Raw genomic sequence first — 17,019 nt, forward strand, 5'->3', positions numbered from 1 at the left:
GGAGGGGCAGTCAATCCAGCGCGAAACAGTGGCTACGACGCTTCAGACACCACTACAACCACGAACGACCGAACCAGGCACTCGACGGCAAAACGCCAGGTGAGGTCATCCAGAACTAGACAGTGCCCGTAACGGACGAGTCGCAGTAGTTCGACAATGGCAACCCACCAGCGAACCGACGTCCAGACGTTCCGATGTCCCGACTGCGGCGCGGCCCTCGCACCGGCCGAGGAGTTCTGTTCGTGCGGCTACGTCCCCCGACGCAGCGCCGACTGACTCGCCACGTCGACGGGTCGACTGTCGGTCGCCCCGCCCAGCTCACGTCACTATCGTCACGTCGTCGTTGACGGCGACCGTTTCACCTCTATCGGCCTCCGGCACGCGACCGATGAGCATCAGCGTGTAGAAGTGGTCGAAAGCGTCGCGGTCGGCCCACTCGGGGAACGTCTCGCGGCGCCGTTCGAGGAACCGCTCGCGGAAGTCGGGGGTCTGTTCGCCCGTGTTGGGGTCGCGCTCCGGGACGACACAGCGGCCACAGGGGGTGACGCCCTCGATGCGGACGCCGCCGGCCTCGAACGCCGGGGCGTCCGCGCCGACGAAGCGGTCCTCCCAGAACGCGGGGACGCCGCCCACCTCGACGTTCGCGCGGAGGCGGCGGCGCATCCCGTCGACGGTCACGTCGTCGAACCACCCGGCCACCGTCTCCAGCGTGGCGGTGCTGACGACGGAGGGGCCCATCTCCCGCCGGTCGACGTGGCCGCGCTCCGTGTCCCTCGCTATCGTCAGGTCGACGCCGAACACGTCGCCGAGCCACTCGGCCGCACGCGCTCGTCCCGACTCGGTAGCGAGGTCGAACTGTTCGGCGCCCACGCCGGGAACAGACGCGTCGAGCGTCCGGGTCTCGGGGTCGTAGGTCGTCGTCACGTCGTGGACGCGAGCGGTTCGCTTGCCGTTGACCACGTCGCCGTCGGCGTCGTACATCGCGAACTCCCGGTCGTGGGCGAAGGTACCACCCGGGAGGACGGTCGACTGCTCGACGTCGTGGCCGTCCAGTGCCTTCACCGGATAGACGGTGAGTCGGTCGATGTGTGCCACTGTTCGGGGACAGCGGCGCGACGGGCATAGCCGTTACCCACCGCACCGGTCGGCGGTGACGCATGGCGGCTGCTCCGCACCGTGTCGCGTCGCACGTGACCGAGCGCGACCACGACTGTCGCACAGTTGACGAAACCCCCGAAAGCGACAGGGTTACGTGATGGGTGGAACAATGCGAGTGCAGACGAATGGTCGAACACACCCGGACCCTCGACTTCAAAATCGCCTTCGCCATCGGGCTCGGGACGATGATCGCAGCGGGCATCTTCTCGCTGTCGGGGACCGCCGTGGCGGCCATCGGGTCCAGCGCCGTCATCGCGTTCGTCATCGCCGCGCTCATCGCCGGCGTGACGGCGGCGGCCTACTCCGAGTTCGCCTCTATCTACTCCGAGAACGGCGGCGGCTACCTCTTCTGTTCGCGGACCTTCGAGGACCGCGACCTGCTGACCTACGGTATCGGGATGTCACTGTTTCTGGGCTACACCGGCACGACGGCGTTCTATCTGGCGACGATGGACGAGTGGTTCTTCGAGTTCGTCCTGCCCGAGTCGCTGCACGTCCTCCCGCACGGGACGACGGGCGTCCTCGCCGCCGTCCTGCTGGGCGTGCTCAACGCTCGCGGGACCGAGGAGAGCGGCGGGTTCCAGCTCATCGTCACCGGCGCGAAGGTCGCGGTGCTGTTCGCGTTCATCGGCGGCGCGTTCGCGTTCCGCGGGCCGTCGACGGCGGTCACCGAGTTCGCCACCAGTTTCGGTGGCGGCCCCATCGACATCCTCACCATCTCGGCGCTCGCGTTCATCACGTTCTTCGGGTTCTCGGCTATCGCGGCCAGCGCCGGCGAGATAATCGAACCCCAGAAGACCGTCCCGCGAGCCATCGCGGCGAGCATGGTGACGGTGACGATACTGTACGCGCTGGTCATCGTCGCCATGGTGAACTCGCCGGTACCGCCGGAAGTCATCGCCCGGCAGGGCGAGACGGCGATGGGCGAGGTCGCCGCCGGCTTCCTCGGGAGCATCGGTCGGTCGCTCATCGTCGCCGGCGCCATCTTCTCGATGGTGTCGGCGTCGAACGCCTCGATACTGGCGGCCAGTTCCATCGGGTCACTGATGGGCCGGCAGGGGCAGGCCCCCCGGCGGTTCGCCCGCATCCACCGCGAGTACGGGACGCCGTTCTGGAGCGTCATGACGGCGACGGCCACCATCGTCTCGCTCATCGTCCTCTTCATCGCCGTCTTCCCGGCGGAGGGCGGACTGGTGCCCTTCGACCTCACAGTTGCGCTCCCCGTCCTCGGACCGCTCACGCTGACCGACCTCGGCCTGACGGCGTTGACCGGCTTTGCCACGCTGAACCTCCTCATGCCGCTGGCGGTGGTCAACATCGCGCTCATCTTCTCCCGCCGGAAGTTCCCCGACATCGAGCGCGGGTTCAGCGTTCCCGGTGTCCCCGTCGTCCCCGTCGTCGGCGTCCTCGCGAACATCGGACTCATCTACAATCTCCCGCGAATCGGCGTCGTGGTGGGCCTCCTCCTGACGGTCGCGCTCGTCGTGGCCTACGTCCTCTGGGGCGGTGCGCCGGTGGAAGAAGACCTGCTTCGTGAGGTCGTTCCGGAGTCGGCCGGGACGACGGGTGGTGAACAGTCGGAAGGCCGCTATCGCGTCCTCATCCCCATCGCGAGACCGGACCGAGCGTTACGGTACGCGCGCCTCGGCGAGGCGCTCGCGGCCGTCTCGGACGAGGATCCACTCGTCCACGTCCTCACCGTCACGCAGGTGCCCGACCAGACGCCGTGGGAGACGGTTCAGGACACCGCACAGGCCCGTACCGAGCGCATCCAGGCGGAACTCGCCGACGCCGGCCTCGACGTCGACTACACCGTCGAGGGACACACCTGCCGCGACGTGGCCTTCGACATCGTCCAGACTGCCCGCGACGACGAGGCCGACCTCGTTCTGATGGGCTACCCCGAGCGCCACCAGGACGTCACCGAGACGGTCGAGCGAGAGGCGCCGTGTGACGTGTTCTTCGCCGACAAGACGGTCACCGCGGAGGACCTCGACGTCATCAACATCGGCGCCGGCGGCGGCCCCCACCATCAGGCCCTGCTCCCCCTCGTCAACAAACTGGGACAGAACGGCAGCGAACTCCACCTCGTCAACGTCTCCTCGGGGGACCGCGGCACCGACGAGACCTCCGGGACGACGCTCGACGCGCTGGAGGGCGTCGAGACGACACAGGTCCACAACATCACCGCCGAGTCCGTCGCCGCGGGCCTCGTCGAGACGGCGTCCGACAACGGCGGCGTCCTCATCCTCGGCGCCTCGCGCGACCGCTGGCTCAGACAGGCGCTGTTCGGCAGCACGCCGGACCAAGTGGTCAGACTGGCCGAGGAGATGGACGTGCCGGTGCTGGTGTACGCCAGCGAGACCGGCGTCTCCGACCGGATGAGCGAACGGCTGTTCCCGGTCGTGCGCTACCTCAGAAAGCGGTTCCCGCGGCGCGGGTCGAGCCGCGGCGGCACCCCAGAACGGAGCTAGCGTCGCTGTCCTTATCGGTGAATCTCGACGGACTCGAGGAGCATCGGGCTCGTCGGCGCGTCGTTCACGTCCGTGTCGGCGTCGCCGATGTCCTCGACGACGTCCATCCCGTCGACGACTTCACCGAAGACGGCGTGCTTGCCGTCGAGGTGTGGCTGTGCGCCCAGCGTGATGAAGAACTGCGAGCCGTTGGTGTCCGGGCCGCGGTTGGCCATGCTGAGGACGCCCGGCCCTTCGTGTGAGAGGTCGTCGTGGAACTCGTCGTCGAACGTGTAGCCGGGGCCGCCACGGCCGGTGCCGGTCGGGTCACCCATCTGAATCATGAAGTCGTCGATGATGCGGTGAATCTCGATGTCGGTGTACAGCGGGTCGATGCGCTTCTCGCCGGACTCCGGGTCCTCCCACGCGCCGGTGCCGGGCCCGACCTCGGTGCCGTCGTAGTCGTTCGCGCCCTCCGCGAGCCCGACGAAGTTCTCGACGGTGTTCGGGACCTTCTCGTCGTACAGTTCGACTTCGATGTCGCCAGCCGTGGTGTGGAGCGTCGCTGTCAGGTCGCTCATACCCGGTCGGACGGATGCACCCCAGAAAAGCTTGCCCACTACGGCGCGTCACCGGTCGTCGCCCGACCCGAACACGAGCGGTCCGGCGACGACCGGCGGGTGCCCCGACTCGCACACGCCGCCGACAGGTCGGTTCGGGTCACACCAGATAGTCCACCAGCAGGTCGGTCACTCGCTCTGGCGCGTCGAACTGCACCCAGTGGCTCGCGTCGGGGAGCCGTTCGACGCGGAGGTCCGGCACCCACTCCTCTAACCCCTCGCTGAGGCGGACGTCCAGTGCGGCGTCCTGTTCGCCCCAGACGAGCAGCGTCGGGACGTGGACGGACCGGTCGCCGACGCCGCCCGCCGTCAGCGACAACTTGATCGCGTGGCGGACCAGCGCCCGGTAGTAGTTGACCGTGGCCGTCCGAGCACCGGGCTGAGCCAGTGCGGTCTTGTACCGCTGGATGTCCGTCCGAGTGAACGCGTCGGGCCGGACCGTCCCCTCGCCGAGCATGCGGTCCAGCACGGCGTAGTCGTCCCACGCCAGTCCGAACTCCGGCAGCCACGGCAACTGGAAGTAGAACATGTACCACGACTTCCGGAGCTGAGATGGCGAGGACCGGAGCAACCGCTCGAAGGCGCTCGGGTGGGGCGCGTTCAACACGGCCAGTCGGTCGACCACGCTTGGCCGCTCGATGGCCGTCTGCCACGCGACGCCGCCACCCCAGTCGTGGCCGACGACGTGGGCCGACGTGCGGTCGAACGCCCGGACGAGGCCGACCACGTCCCCGACGAGTTCGTCGACGTGGTACGCGGCGACGCCGTCGGGCTTCTCCGAGCGGTTGTAGCCGCGCATGTCCGGCGCGACGACGCGATAGCCCGCCTCGGCGAGCGGCGGAATCTGGTGGTGCCACGCGTACCAGAACTCCGGGAAGCCGTGCAGGAGGACGACCAACTCGCCGTCCTCCGGCCCGGCGGTGACCGCGTGTAACTCGACGCCGTTCGTCTCGACGGTGGTGTGCGACCAGACGTCGCCGTCGGCGGGGACCGTCCACTCGGTGTCCGAGTGGGCGTCTGTCGAGGGCATCGGTGGGTGTTCGGCCCGCGCGAGAAAATGGGTTCCGCCGGCCGACCCGACTCAGCGGGTGAGCGGGCCGCGTCGACCACGGCCGCGGCGGGGCCGGGACCCGGGCACCGGTCGCTCGCCCAGCGTCACGCTGTCGGTGAACTCCACCCCGTCGCGGCGGACCGTCACCTCGACGGTGTCGCCGGGGTCGGCCTCCGTGAGGAGATAGCTCGTCAGTTCCTCCGTCGACCGGACCGTCCGGCCGTCGACGCCGACGACGACGTCGCCGCCGGTCGGCACCTCGCGGCCACGGACCTGCACCACGCGGTCACAGCCACGGAGCGTCGTGCCGGAGTCGCCGCCGACGTCCACGACGAGGACGCCGGTCGTCTCCTCGAGACGGTTGGCCTCCGCCACGGTGGGCGAGACGTCGATGGTCCGGACGTTCAGGTACGCGGGGCGGAACCGTCCGTCCGCGACGAGGACGGGGACGACCCGTCGGACGATGGTCGGCGCGATGGCGAAACCGATGTTGTCGCCGCCCTTCGCTCGGTTCACGCCGACGACGGTGCCGTCTAGGGTGAGCAACGGGCCGCCGCTGTTGCCAGGATTGACCGCCGCGTCGGTCTGGATGGTCTCGGGGATGGTGAACCCGGTGCCCGTGGGGTTCGACCGGTTCGTCCCGCTGACGTAGCCGACGGTGATGGTTCCGTCCAGTCCCATCGGGTTGCCGATGGCGGCGACGCGTTCGCCCGGGTCGGGGTTCGCGTCGGCGACGGGGAGCGGAACCGCGTCGTCGGGCAGGTCCGTGACGTGGACCACGGCGAGGTCGGTGTAGGGGTCGTCGCCGACGACGGCGCCGGTCCGCCACTCGCCGTCGTGGAAGCGGAGTTCGACGTAGTCGCTGTCGCCGACGACGTGTTGGTTCGTGACCACGTGTTCGTCGTCGTAGACGAACCCGGACCCGGCGCCGCCGCGGCGTCGGTCGTCGCCGCGGTCGGTGACGTACACCGAGACGACGGACGGGATGGTCTGCTCGTACAGTGCTCTGATGGTTTGTTTGTCTGACATCACGCTCGGAGTCCAGCTGTCGGGCGTGGCCCGTGCCAACAAGACTCACCTGAGGTACTGGCTACGTCTATATGTACGTATCGGCGACGGCGACGCCCTACGATTCGAGGAACCGGAACGCGATGTCGCGGCCACGGGCCACGCTCAGGTGTATCCAGAAGCGCGCGAGGTGTTCGAGGTGGCCGGCCGTCGACAGGTCGCCGGCGACGACCACGTCGAACCCGAGGTCGGCCGCCAGTCGCTCGACGACGTCGGTCTCCGCCCCGGCGACGAACATGGTCGCTCGCTCGCCGTCGACGACGGGGTCGGTCATCCGCTCGGCCCCGATGGTGTTGAACGCCTTGACGACGGCCGCCTCGGGGAGTACGTCCGCGACACGGAGCGCGAGCGCTCGGTCCTCGCCGGCCGCCGGGTACTCGTTCGTGGTGTCGACCACCGTCTTGCCGGCGAGGGTGTCCGCGAGGTCCGACGCCACATCCGTGACGACGCCCGCCGGCACCGCGAGGACGACGACGTCGCCGTGGGCGGCGGCCGCTCGCTGGTCCAGGACGGCCACGACGTCCGCCCGATCGCGGAGGTCCGGTGACGCCGACGACGGGTCGCGTGACCCGAGTACCACGTCGTGATTGGCCGCGCTCAACCCCCGTGCGAGGGCGCTTCCGACGCTCCCGGTACCGACGATTCCGATTCGCATACGTGGGAGAGGCGCTCCCGGACGAAAAGCGTCGCGGCGGTTCAGAACTCGCGGAGGGCGTCGAGTTTCGCGGCGGCGCTCCCGTCGCCGATGACCGCTCGCGCCTGTTCGAGGCCGTCCTCGATGCTGTCGGCGTCCTCGCGGGCGTAGATGCGCAGGGCGGCGTTCAGCGCGACGGCGTCGGCGAAGTCGCCCGTCCGCTCGCCGGTCAGTACCGCTTCGGTGATGGTCGCGGAGTCACCGGCGACGTCCTCGACCTGCAGGTCCTCGCTCGTGACGTCCATGCCGAACTCGCCGGTGCGAATCTCGAAGTCGGCGATGTCCTCGTCGTCGGACTCGTCGCCCTCGACGGGCCACTCGGCGACCACCGTCTCGCCGGGCCGGACGTCGTCGTACCCCTCCATCCCCTGGAAGAACAGCGCACGCTCGACGGTGCTGGAGGTGGCGTTGTTCAGCGTGCGGACCATCTTCTTCGCGAAGGGGAGGTGGTAGAAACTCCCGAGGTGGACGCTGGCGCCGGCGGGGTTGGCCAGCGTCTCGACGGTGTTGACGAACGTCCGTACACCCATGTTGTCGCGGCGGTCGAACAGGGCGTCGATTCCGGGGTTGAACGCCGGCTGGTAGTAGTAGCCAAAGCCCACCTCGTCGACCATGTCGGCGCTCTCCTGTGGGTCGAGTTCCGTGCTGACGCCCAGTTCGTCCAGAACGTGCTTGTAGGCGTCCTGTTTCTGTGTCGGCACGCGGTCGCCCGAGTGGACGACGACGGGCGTGCCGGCGGCGGCGGCGACGAGGCCGGCGGCGACGCCGAAGATGGCCGACCGGCCCTTCCCGTCGTAGTTGGCCCCGCAGTCGACGGGGTCGGCGTCGGGTTCGGCGGTGACGACGGACTCCTCGTGCATGACGTCCACGTACGCGCCCAGTTCCTCGGGCGTGTTACGCTTCCAGCGGTTGGCCAGCCAGAACGCACCCAGCGTCGTGTGGTCGGGTTCGTCGTCGAGGATGCGCTGGAACGCCTCGCGGGCCTGTTCGCGGCTCATGTCGTCCGCGGACTTGTGGCCGGAGCCGACGACCTCGGTCATCAGCCGTTTGAGGGGCCACTCGCCGTACTCACGGGTCGCTTGTGCCATGCGAACTGGTTCGGGACCGAGTTTGAAAGCCCCTGTGTTTCGTTCCTATATCGCGGGAATCCGGGCCACTCCCGAAAGTGATACACCCGTTCACGCCTAATACGTGACAATGAGCCTCCGGTCGGGTGACTGGCGCGAGCGTATCGACGACGTGGACGCGGCTCTCATCGACGAGTTCCAGAGCGACTTCCCCGTCTGCGAGCGCCCCTTCGAGGTGGTGGGCGAACGACTGGACATCTCCGGGGCCGAGGCCCTCGAACGGGTCGCCCGACTGCGCGAGGCCGGTATCTTCCGCCGGTTCGGGGCGGTGCTGAACCCGCCGGTCATCGGGTCGTCGACGCTGGCGGCCGTCGCCGCTCCCGAGGACCGCTTCGAGGAAGTGGCCGAGGTAATCAACGAGTACCGGCAGGTGAACCACAACTACGCCAGAGACCACGAGTGGAACATGTGGTTCGTCGTCACCGCCGGGTCCCGCGAGAGACGCGACGCGATTCTCGACGACATCGAGGCCAGAACCGGGTGTGACGTCCTCGTCCTGCCGATGCTGACCGACTACTACATCGACCTCGAATTCCCGGTGGTCAACGGCGACAGGTTCGCCAGGGAGTCCATCGAGGACACCGACGCCAGCGCCACCCGCATCAGCGAGGACGCCGCCGCGAACCTCTCGGCGCTGGAGCGGCGACTCCTCCTGGAGATACAGGAGGGGTTCCCGCTGACGGCGACGCCGTATCACGACGTAGCCGACGCCGTCGACGCCGACGTCGACGACGTCCTCGACGCTATCGAACGACTGCGGGACGACGGCTGTATCAAGCGCATCGGCTGTGTGGTCAACCACATCACGACCGGGTTCGACAACAACTGCATGGTCGTCTGGGACGTCCCCGACGAGCGACTGGACGAACTGGGCCAGCGAGTCGGCGAGTTGCCCTACGTCACGCTCTGCTATCACCGCCCGCGGCGTCCCGAACAGGACTGGCCGTACAACCTCTTCACGATGATTCACGGCCGCGACGCCGACGCCGTCGACGAGAAGATAGACGAGTTATCTGGCGAGTATCTCCCGTTCGACCACGACCGACTGTACTCGACGGAGACGCTGAAACAGACGGGCGCACGGTACGACGACATCGTGAGCGAGTAGACCCGTCGATAGCTGGATTGGTAGCAATTGCCACAACCGTTTCGTCACTGTTCTCCTTGGGCACCGGCCGGGCAGATGACCGACTTCGCTGGCCCGGTCAACGCCGGACAGAGGGACTGAGAGGCCGACCCAGAACCACGGGTTCCGAAAGCACTAACCGGGTCTCTCCCTAAGACGGGCCAATGAGTCAGCAACTCCCGGACGTGCAGGCGTCGAGTCCGGACGTGACAGTCGGTCTCAACCGCGTCGGTGTGACGGGTGTCGACAAACTCGTCAAACTCGGACGGCGAGACCGCGACCCCATCGTCCTCATGGCGGAGTTCGAAGTGTACGTCGACCTCCCGTCGTGGCGGAAGGGTGCCGACATGTCTCGTAACATGGAGGTCATCGACGAGACGCTGGAGACGGCCGTCTCCGAGGAGGCCTACCGCGTCGAGGACGTCTGCGGTGACGCCGCCGAACTGCTCCTGGCGAAACACGACTACACCACGAAGGCGGAGGTCCGGATGGAAGCGGAGTACGTCACCCACGAGACGACCCCCGAGAGCGACGTGGCCACGCAGTCGACGGCCGACATCATCGCCTCGGCGACGGCGACCGAGGACGGCACCAGCGAGGAGATCGGTGCCCGCGTCACCGGGATGACGGTCTGTCCGTGTTCACAGGGGATGTCCGCGTCGCGGGCCCGGCAGACCCTCCGGAACCTGCAGGTCGAGGACGAGGTCATCGACGAGTTCCTCGAGACGATGCCACAGGCGGGTCACTCACAGCGTGGCCACGCCACGCTCACCGTCGAGAGCGAGGGCGCGCCGGAGGTCGACCTCAACGAACTCATCGAGGTGGCCCGCGACTCCATGAGCGCCCGCATCTACAACCTCGCGAAACGGCCCGACGAGGACCACATGACCTTCGAGGCCCACAAGGACGCGAAGTTCGTCGAGGACTGCGTCCGGGCGATGGCCGAGGGCGTCGTCGAGGAGTTCCCGGACCTGCCGGACGACGCCATCGTCACGATGAAACAGTCCAACGACGAGTCCATCCACCAGCACAACGCCCACGCCGAACGCGTCGCCGAGTTCGGCGATCTGCGGTCCGAACTCACCGACTGACGGGTGTCCGTCAGGGCGGGTTGATAGTCGTCGCTTCTTCCCAGTGGTCGTCGAACGCCTTGCTGATGTCCGCGGTGAACTCCGGGTCCTTGAGGTCGATGACGCCGAACGTCTCCTCCCGTCCGAGGGGGTGTGGCACTTCGATACACACCTCCGTGTCGTCGATGAGTTCGAACGTCGTCGTGATGTTGGGCGTCGCCCGGGCGTGGTAGTTCTCGTACGGCGAGAGGCGGTCGTAGTACTCGCGGTTGGCCTCCCGGGGCAGACTCTCGAAGAGGTCCGGGCGCACCAACAGCGACACGTCGACCCCCCGTTCGAGCGCCGCGACCAGTTCGTCGACGATGCGTTCGGTCGCTTCGATGATGTCGACCTGTCTGGCCGGCGAGGACCCCACCATGACGATGCGGGAGTCGGCGGCGGCCAACCGCTCCAGCAGTAAGTCCAGCGTCTCCTCCGGGCCGACGGCGGCCGTCCAGAACGGTTCCTCGACCGGTTCGGCCGTCTCCAGTTGGTCCGAGAGGTTGTCGACGATGTCCTCGTACTGCTGGGCCTTGGCTTCGAGTTCCTGTTTCTTGTCGTCTAGCAACCGGTCCAGCGCGGTGTCCGGTTCGACGGCGACGTACTTCTTCGGCCGACTCGCCGTCTGACTCCGCACCAGATTGTAGGTCTCCAGACTGTTGAGTACGTCGTAGATGCGGCCCATCGGAACGTCACTAGCTCGTGACAACTCTTTGGCCGTCGTCGGCCCGGTCTCCAGCAACGACCGGTACGCTCGCGCCTCGTACTCAGAGAGCCCCAAGTCTCGTAAACTCGCCATACCGTTCCCTCTCGGTCCAGAAACAAAAACTCGTCGCAGGTTTACCGTTTCTCCACGTTTCTCGCCGTTCCTTATCGAGGGCGTGCCGCGCGCGCCGCGGGACTGCTCGCGGTTCCACCGCTGCGCTTTCCCGAGACCTCTCACGCCGTTCGAGCCCCCGTTACCGCTCCACTGCTCCCGATGGTCACCGGTCCGTCGCGGGCCGCGCTCCGCGGGCCCCTCGCTACTCCGTCAACGCCGCTTCGAGTTCGGCGGGCGTCTCGCCCTCGGCGGTCACCGTCTCGCCCTCGTAGCGCCGTGCCACACCGTCGCCGTCGGGGTCGGGGACGACGGTCGTCTCGTGGTCGGCCAGTCGGAGCGCCGCCCGGTGGAGGTCCGTCCCGGCCTCGGTGCCCACCCGCAGGGTCTGGGGGTCACGCAACCGGGCGGCGACGGTGGCGTAGCCGGCCACCTCGACGCCCATGCGCTCGGCCGCGCCGGCGAAGGACTCGACGGCCTCGGTGGCGACGGTCCGGTAGCGGTCCTCGCCGGTGAGCGCCGCGAGGTCGACCAGCGCGTCGGCGAGTTCGACGGTGGCGTCCAGCGGGTGGAGCGAGCGCCCGCAGAGGCCCGCGCCCGTCTCGGGGCCGTCCCGGAACGCCCCGCTGTCCTGCTGGCGGTGCTCGACGGTCCAGTCGGCGACGGCCTCGGCGGGACCGCTCTCGCCGAGCACCTGCCAACTCGTCGTCAGCCCCTGCAGGAGTTGGGCCTGGTCCAGCAGTAGGCCGGTGTCGCTCTCGGCGGCGGCGTAGTGGGCCACCTCGCCGTCGTCGACGAGCGTCTCGCAGACGTGGTCGCGGGCCCGCACCGCGTACCGCCGCGCCCGCTCGTCGTCGGTGTACGCGTGGAGCCACAGGAGCGCGTCGACAGCGAGGCCGTTCCGGTCGGCGAACACCGTCTCGTCGACGTGCGGTGCCTCCCGCCCCTCGCGGTCCGTCGCGCCGAGGCGGTAGTAGTCGTCGTCGCCCGCCTGACTGCCGGCGAAGGCGTCGCCCGTCCAGAGGTCCGTCGAGAGGTACTCGACGGTGCGCTGGGCGGCGTCGCGGTAGGACTCGGTGCCGGTGTAGCGGTAGCCGTGGGCGAACGCCCGCACGAGCGCCGCGTTCTCGTCCAGCAGTTTCTCCCGGCGGGGGTTCGACCAGTCCCGGCCCGTCGCGTACCGGAAGAAGCCGCCGTCGTAGGTGTCGAACAGGTGCGTGTGAACCGCTTCGAGCGTGCGGGTCGCCTGGTCGCGGGCCCGCACGAGTGCGAACTCGATGGTCCGGGGCAGCGGGAACTTCACGTCCGACCCCCACCCGCCGAACTCCTCGTCGAACGCCCCGAGCAACTGCTCTATCATGTGCTCCTCGATGCGGGCGCGCAACTCGCCGGCCGGCGGCGCTTCGTCCTGCAACTGTCGGGGAATCGACCCAGCGGCGGTCCCCTCGGCGTCCCACGACTCGCGCACGCTGTCGAGGATGCCGCGGAACCCGTTCGGACCGAGGAACGTCGCGCCACTGATGACCTCGCCCTCCGGGGTGAGGAAGACGGTGGAGGGGAACCCACCCATCGTGTAGCGCTCCCGGACTCTGGGGTTCCGGTCGGCGTCGACCCGCACCGGGACGAACCCGTCGTTGACGTTGGCCGCGATGCGCGGTTCGCCGAAGGTCCCGCGGTCCATCGCCCGACACTCCTCGCTCCACGGCACGGTCAGCGACAGCAGTACCGGTTTGCCGCTGTCGGCGGCGCGCTCGAACGCCTCCGGGCCCCACTCCCGCCACTCGACTTTCGTGTCCGCCGCGAACTCGTCCATGTGTCGGGGTCGGTGGTGGGCGTACAAAGGGGCTGTCACTCCGACCGCGCGGGCCGACGAGGCGGGATATCCGGCGTCCACGGCGCTCACGAAATCCTTCCACCCCGAGCTCGTCGAAACGAAAGACGGATTTGTCGGACGACCCTACGTCGACCGATGCGCTCCCAGCAGACCGACACCGAGCGACAGGGCCCGGTTACGCCGGGCCAGCGGCCGCCCCGAATCGGTCGCGTCCCGCTCGTCGAAAACACGCTCTCGATGGTCCGTGACCCGCTGGGCTTCTACGCCGAGGCCGACAGCGTCGACGCCGACGTGGTGCGGTTCAACGTCGCCGGCACGACGGGCTACTTCGTCACCCACCCGGACCTCGTCGAACGGGTGCTGGTCACCGACGAGGCGGACTTCGAGAAGGGGCGACTCCTCCGGGAGACGCTCGGGGAGTTCATCGGCGAGGGGTTGTTCCTGCTGGAGGGCGAGGAGTGGCAACAGCAACGGACCGCCCTCCAGCCCGCGTTCTACCGTGAGCGCATCGCCACCTACGGCGAGACGATGACCGACTTCGCGCTGGCGACGGCCGACGACTGGCGCGACGGCGAGCGCGTCGACCTCCTGCCAGCGATGCGGTCGTACACGCTGCGAGTGCTGGGGAAGACGCTGCTGGACGTCGACATCGAACGCACCGCCGAGTCGCTCGAACCGCTCCTGTCGGCGCTGCGTCACCGCGTCGACCCGGCGAACCTCTCGGCGTACCTCCCGCTGTGGGTGCCGACGCCGAACAACCGCCGGGTTCGACGGACGCGGGCGGCCTTCGAGGCGACGCTCGACGACATCATCGCCGAGCGACAGGCAGAGGCCGCCGCCGAACGCGAGGCCCGCGACGACGTGCTCTCGCTGCTCCTCTCGCTGGACGAGGCGACGATGGACCGCGAGCGACTGGGCCACCAACTCCTGACGTTCCTCGTCGCCGGCCACGACACGACGGCGCTGACGCTCACCTACGCGTGGTTCCTGCTCGCGACCCACCCCGACGCCCAGCGTGAACTCCACGCGGAACTGGACGCGACGCTCGACGGCGCGGACCCGACGCCGGCGGACCTCTTCGAGTTGCCGTATCTGGACCGGGTGCTGACCGAGACGCTGCGGCTCTACCCGCCGGCGTTCACCACGTTCCGTCAGCCAACCCGACCGGTGACGCTGGGCGGGTACGACATCGAACCGGACGCCCAGTTGACTATCCCGCAGTGGCTCGTCCACCGCGACGAGCGGTGGTACGACGCCCCCGACGCGTTCCGTCCCGAGCGCTGGACCGACGCGTTCGAGGCCGACCTCCCGGACTACGCCTACTACCCCTTCGGCGGCGGCCCCCGCCACTGCATCGGGATGCGCTTCGCCCGGATGGAGGCGAAACTCGCGCTCGCGGCCCTCGCCCAGCGGTTCCGCTTCGAGGCCATCACCGAACCGCCGCTGGAACTGGGGATGCGAATCACGCTCTCGCCCACCGAACCCGTCGCGGTTCGCGTCCACGAGCGCGAGTGAACCGCCGTCCCGTCTCGTCGACGCTCACGAACGGAGTAGTTTCCGCGGGTCTCCACGGCCGCTTCGGTCCCCGCGCCGTGTCGAGGAAGCGAGCGAAGCGAGATTTCTCGTCACCTCTCGAAAGGCGTTTGGGGCCGGACCTGCAAGCGGTGGTATGCTCCGGGTCATCGGGCTGCTGTTGCTCATCCCGCTGTTCGACGCCGTCCTCTTGGTAGCGCTGGCCACGGGTGTCATCTACCCGATCTCGCCGCTCGTCGTCGTCGCACTCGTGGTTCTCACCGCGCTCGTCGGGATGTTGCTCGTCCGCGCCGAGGGTCGGGCGACGCTCCAGTCCATCCAGCAGAAACTGGCGACGGGCGAGGTACCCACGAACGAACTCGTCGACGGTGGCCTGCTCATCGCCGCCGGCGCGTTCTTCCTCACGCCCGGCCTCGTCACCGACGCCGTCGGCCTGCTGCTGGCGATTCCGGTGACGCGTTACCCCATCCGTGCGGCCGTCCGCCGCTGGGTCATCGAACCCTACATCGACGCCAAGACCGGCGGCTTCGCCAGCGGGCAGGTGTACGTCGGCGGCTTCCCGAACGAGGACGGGCAGGGCCCGGCGGCGGGCGCTGGCGGCCCGTCCGGTCCGACCGGTGGGGGTTCCTCCGGCGGCGCCGGCTTCGACCCCGACGACGCCACCGACGTCGACTTCGAGGACAGCGAGAACTGACTCCGTGGTGCGGTTTCTCACGCATCCCGCCGTCGAAACGTTACCCTTTTCTATACCCCTCGGATACACCAAGATGCGCTCATCTGGGCCAATAGCTCAATCAGGTTGAGCGCTCGGCTGATAACCGGGAGGCTCTCGGTTCAAATCCGAGTTGGCCCATCCACACTTCGACCGGTTTCTTGCCGGTCGGAAACTGGGGCCTCGACTCCCCAGCCACCCAATCCTTCCGTTTCCACGGTTCTGAGCGACGGCACTGGACTAGACAGTCGTCTCCGAGTGGCCACTTCCACACCGGTCACCGTCCGGACCGACCACTTTCACTTCCGCTCCGCACCCGTGGCTCACGGTTTTACTACCGCTGGCCAAAGCCGCCTGTATGTCGATATCGGACGGTCGACGGACGGAATCGGACGGCAAGCGACGGTTGACGACGCTCGTCGTGGAGGAACGAGACGGCGAGTGGGTGGTCACGCAGGGTGGTGTGCCAGTCGAGGGCCGCGGCGAGACGGCCGCGGCGGCGGCGACGGCGTACTGCCGGAACGTCTCGGAGGGCGTCGATGGGGAGTGACGGGTCTGTCGGCGACAAACTCGCGGACCAGTGGCGGATGATGTGCCCGGAGCACCACCACCAACTCCGCGACCAGCAGGGACCGACGGTGTACTGCAAGCGGTGTAACTGTGCGTATCGGTACGCGGACCTCGTCGACAAGCGGGAGACGCAACCGTTCGCCGTCGTCGGGCGCCGCGACTGAGCGGCCGCGCGCATCGGCGTCGCGACGACCGGCCGACGCACGGCGAATCATTCCGAGGCTGGCACAAGTTATTTACACGCCTCGGAAGATTGCTACCATGACATGATAGAAGACAGTCTCAAGTACCAGACACAGGGTGACAGTTGGCTGAAGCGGATTCTCGTCGGTGGGTTGTTGCTCTTCCCGGGTGCGCTCCTCGTCGTCCCGGTGTTCACGTTCAACGGGTACATGCTCGAAGTGATGCGCCGGGTCATGGGCGGCGACACGGCGAACCCGCCAGAGTGGGGCGACGCCGACCTCGCCGGCCTGACGGTCGACGGCCTCAAACACGCTGTCGTCGTACTCGTGTACTCGCTGGCCGTCCTCCTCGTCGCCGGGGTCCCCTTCTTCGGGCTGGTGTTCGCCGGCATGGGGATAGACTCCGGTGGACTGTCGATAGTCGGTATCCTCGTCGGCGGCCTCGTCTACCTCGTCGGTGTGCTGGCACTGGCGGTGGTCCTGCCCGTCGCGACGGGGAACTTCGTTCGGACGGACAGCATCGGCGGCGGGTTCGACCTCGACGTGTTGCGGGAGGTCACGACCAACGGGACGATGCTGAAGGCCGTCGTCTTCGGGTTCGTCGTCAACATCCTCATGCAGGTGGTCAGTAGCGTCCTCGGTATCACCATCGTCGGCTACCTCGCGGTGCCGTTCATCGTGTTCGCCGGCCAGTCCGCCATCTTCTACATCTGGTCCGAGGGCTTCAGAGACGCCTACGAGGAGGAGTACGGCGAACCGCCGCTCGCTGGTGTCGGTGGGTCGACCACGTCGACGACCACCACCGACGAGGCGTGGGAGACAGACACCGACACGGCCGTCGAGAACGGCGGCGTCGACGACGACCGCACCGACGACCGGTTCTGAGCGTCTGCACGTCCGGGGTCCGGGGAACCCACCGGCGTCAGCGGGCCTGAAAAACCCGCCAAATCGGGGGTATCCGGTTA

At 68.1% G+C, this 17,019-nt stretch carries 17 protein-coding genes and 1 tRNA gene; 10 read left to right on the plus strand and 8 right to left on the minus strand.

The features are described 5' to 3' along the window. Nucleotides 1–119 (plus strand): integrase core domain-containing protein (locus EGH21_RS11665; RefSeq protein WP_220618984.1); only part of this gene is annotated, 119 nt, incomplete at its 5' end. Nucleotides 120–318: 199 nt separating this feature from the next. On the opposite strand, the gene EGH21_RS11670 is transcribed toward EGH21_RS11665, so the two are convergent. Beyond that, nucleotides 319–1,095, minus strand: coding sequence for an MOSC domain-containing protein (locus EGH21_RS11670; RefSeq protein ID WP_220618654.1), 777 nt, complete (start codon nt 1,093–1,095; stop codon nt 319–321). Between the two features lie 188 nt (nt 1,096–1,283). On the opposite strand from EGH21_RS11670, the gene EGH21_RS11675 reads away from it, so the two are divergent. Beyond that, complete coding sequence (locus tag EGH21_RS11675; protein WP_220618655.1) at nt 1,284–3,632, plus strand: amino acid permease; 2,349 nt, start codon at nt 1,284–1,286, stop codon at nt 3,630–3,632. A gap of 11 nt (nt 3,633–3,643) precedes the next feature. Here EGH21_RS11675 and EGH21_RS11680 read toward each other — a convergent pair whose 3' ends face one another. The 5 genes from EGH21_RS11680 to EGH21_RS11700 form a co-directional block, all read right to left on the minus strand. Beyond that, on the minus strand, nt 3,644–4,192 hold the full coding sequence (locus EGH21_RS11680) for a peptidylprolyl isomerase (protein ID WP_220618656.1): 549 nt from the start codon (nt 4,190–4,192) through the stop codon (nt 3,644–3,646). A gap of 139 nt (nt 4,193–4,331) precedes the next feature. Next, entirely contained in the window at nt 4,332–5,261 is a 930-nt protein-coding gene (locus tag EGH21_RS11685) for an alpha/beta fold hydrolase (RefSeq protein WP_220618657.1), read from the minus strand. A 51-nt stretch (nt 5,262–5,312) separates the two neighbouring features. Next, nucleotides 5,313–6,311: a S1C family serine protease gene (locus EGH21_RS11690; RefSeq protein WP_220618658.1), complete on the minus strand. Its 999-nt coding sequence runs from the start codon at nt 6,309–6,311 to the stop codon at nt 5,313–5,315. 97 nt (nt 6,312–6,408) lie between these two features. After that, nucleotides 6,409–7,050 carry an NADPH-dependent F420 reductase gene (locus tag EGH21_RS11695; RefSeq protein ID WP_268899062.1) on the minus strand — a complete coding sequence of 214 codons (642 nt, stop codon included), beginning with the start codon at nt 7,048–7,050 and terminating at the stop codon, nt 6,409–6,411. After that, complete coding sequence (locus EGH21_RS11700) at nt 7,047–8,132, minus strand: anthranilate phosphoribosyltransferase (RefSeq protein ID WP_220618660.1); 1,086 nt, start codon at nt 8,130–8,132, stop codon at nt 7,047–7,049. The genes EGH21_RS11695 and EGH21_RS11700 overlap by 4 nt, the downstream gene beginning before the upstream one ends. A 109-nt stretch (nt 8,133–8,241) precedes the next feature. On the opposite strand from EGH21_RS11700, the gene ahbB reads away from it, so the two are divergent. Together ahbB and mptA are read left to right on the plus strand one after the other, a co-directional pair. Next, complete coding sequence (gene ahbB / locus EGH21_RS11705; protein ID WP_220618661.1) at nt 8,242–9,279, plus strand: siroheme decarboxylase subunit beta; 1,038 nt, start codon at nt 8,242–8,244, stop codon at nt 9,277–9,279. 182 nt (nt 9,280–9,461) lie between these two features. Then, nucleotides 9,462–10,388: a GTP cyclohydrolase MptA gene (mptA, locus tag EGH21_RS11710; RefSeq protein WP_220618662.1), complete on the plus strand. Its 927-nt coding sequence runs from the start codon at nt 9,462–9,464 to the stop codon at nt 10,386–10,388. A 10-nt stretch (nt 10,389–10,398) separates the two neighbouring features. On the opposite strand, the gene EGH21_RS11715 is transcribed toward mptA, so the two are convergent. Together EGH21_RS11715 and EGH21_RS11720 are read right to left on the minus strand one after the other, a co-directional pair. Beyond that, nucleotides 10,399–11,205, minus strand: a complete 807-nt coding sequence (locus tag EGH21_RS11715) for a TrmB family transcriptional regulator (protein ID WP_220618663.1) — start codon at nt 11,203–11,205, stop codon at nt 10,399–10,401. A gap of 223 nt (nt 11,206–11,428) precedes the next feature. Continuing rightward, on the minus strand, nt 11,429–13,036 hold the full coding sequence (locus EGH21_RS11720) for a DUF255 domain-containing protein (protein WP_220618664.1): 1,608 nt from the start codon (nt 13,034–13,036) through the stop codon (nt 11,429–11,431). A gap of 156 nt (nt 13,037–13,192) precedes the next feature. Here EGH21_RS11720 and EGH21_RS11725 point away from each other — a divergent pair, with 156 nt between their 5' ends. From EGH21_RS11725 to EGH21_RS11750, 6 genes are all read left to right on the plus strand, one after another. Next, nucleotides 13,193–14,572, plus strand: coding sequence for a cytochrome P450 (locus tag EGH21_RS11725; RefSeq protein WP_220618665.1), 1,380 nt, complete (start codon nt 13,193–13,195; stop codon nt 14,570–14,572). A gap of 154 nt (nt 14,573–14,726) precedes the next feature. Further along, on the plus strand, nt 14,727–15,284 hold the full coding sequence (locus EGH21_RS11730) for an FxsA family protein (protein WP_220618666.1): 558 nt from the start codon (nt 14,727–14,729) through the stop codon (nt 15,282–15,284). Between the two features lie 85 nt (nt 15,285–15,369). Then, a tRNA-Ile gene (locus tag EGH21_RS11735) sits at nt 15,370–15,443 on the plus strand. A 217-nt stretch (nt 15,444–15,660) separates the two neighbouring features. Beyond that, nucleotides 15,661–15,852 carry a hypothetical protein gene (locus EGH21_RS11740; RefSeq protein WP_220618667.1) on the plus strand — a complete coding sequence of 64 codons (192 nt, stop codon included), beginning with the start codon at nt 15,661–15,663 and terminating at the stop codon, nt 15,850–15,852. After that, entirely contained in the window at nt 15,842–16,036 is a 195-nt protein-coding gene (locus EGH21_RS11745) for a hypothetical protein (protein WP_220618668.1), read from the plus strand. Before EGH21_RS11740 ends, EGH21_RS11745 begins: the two co-directional genes overlap by 11 nt. Nucleotides 16,037–16,138: 102 nt before the next feature. Continuing rightward, nucleotides 16,139–16,939: a DUF4013 domain-containing protein gene (locus EGH21_RS11750; RefSeq protein ID WP_220618669.1), complete on the plus strand. Its 801-nt coding sequence runs from the start codon at nt 16,139–16,141 to the stop codon at nt 16,937–16,939. The last annotated feature ends 80 nt before the right edge of the window (nt 16,940–17,019 follow it).

It is taken from the genome of Haloarcula rubra (assembly GCF_019599465.1).
GTDB lineage: Archaea > Halobacteriota > Halobacteria > Halobacteriales > Haloarculaceae > Haloarcula > Haloarcula rubra.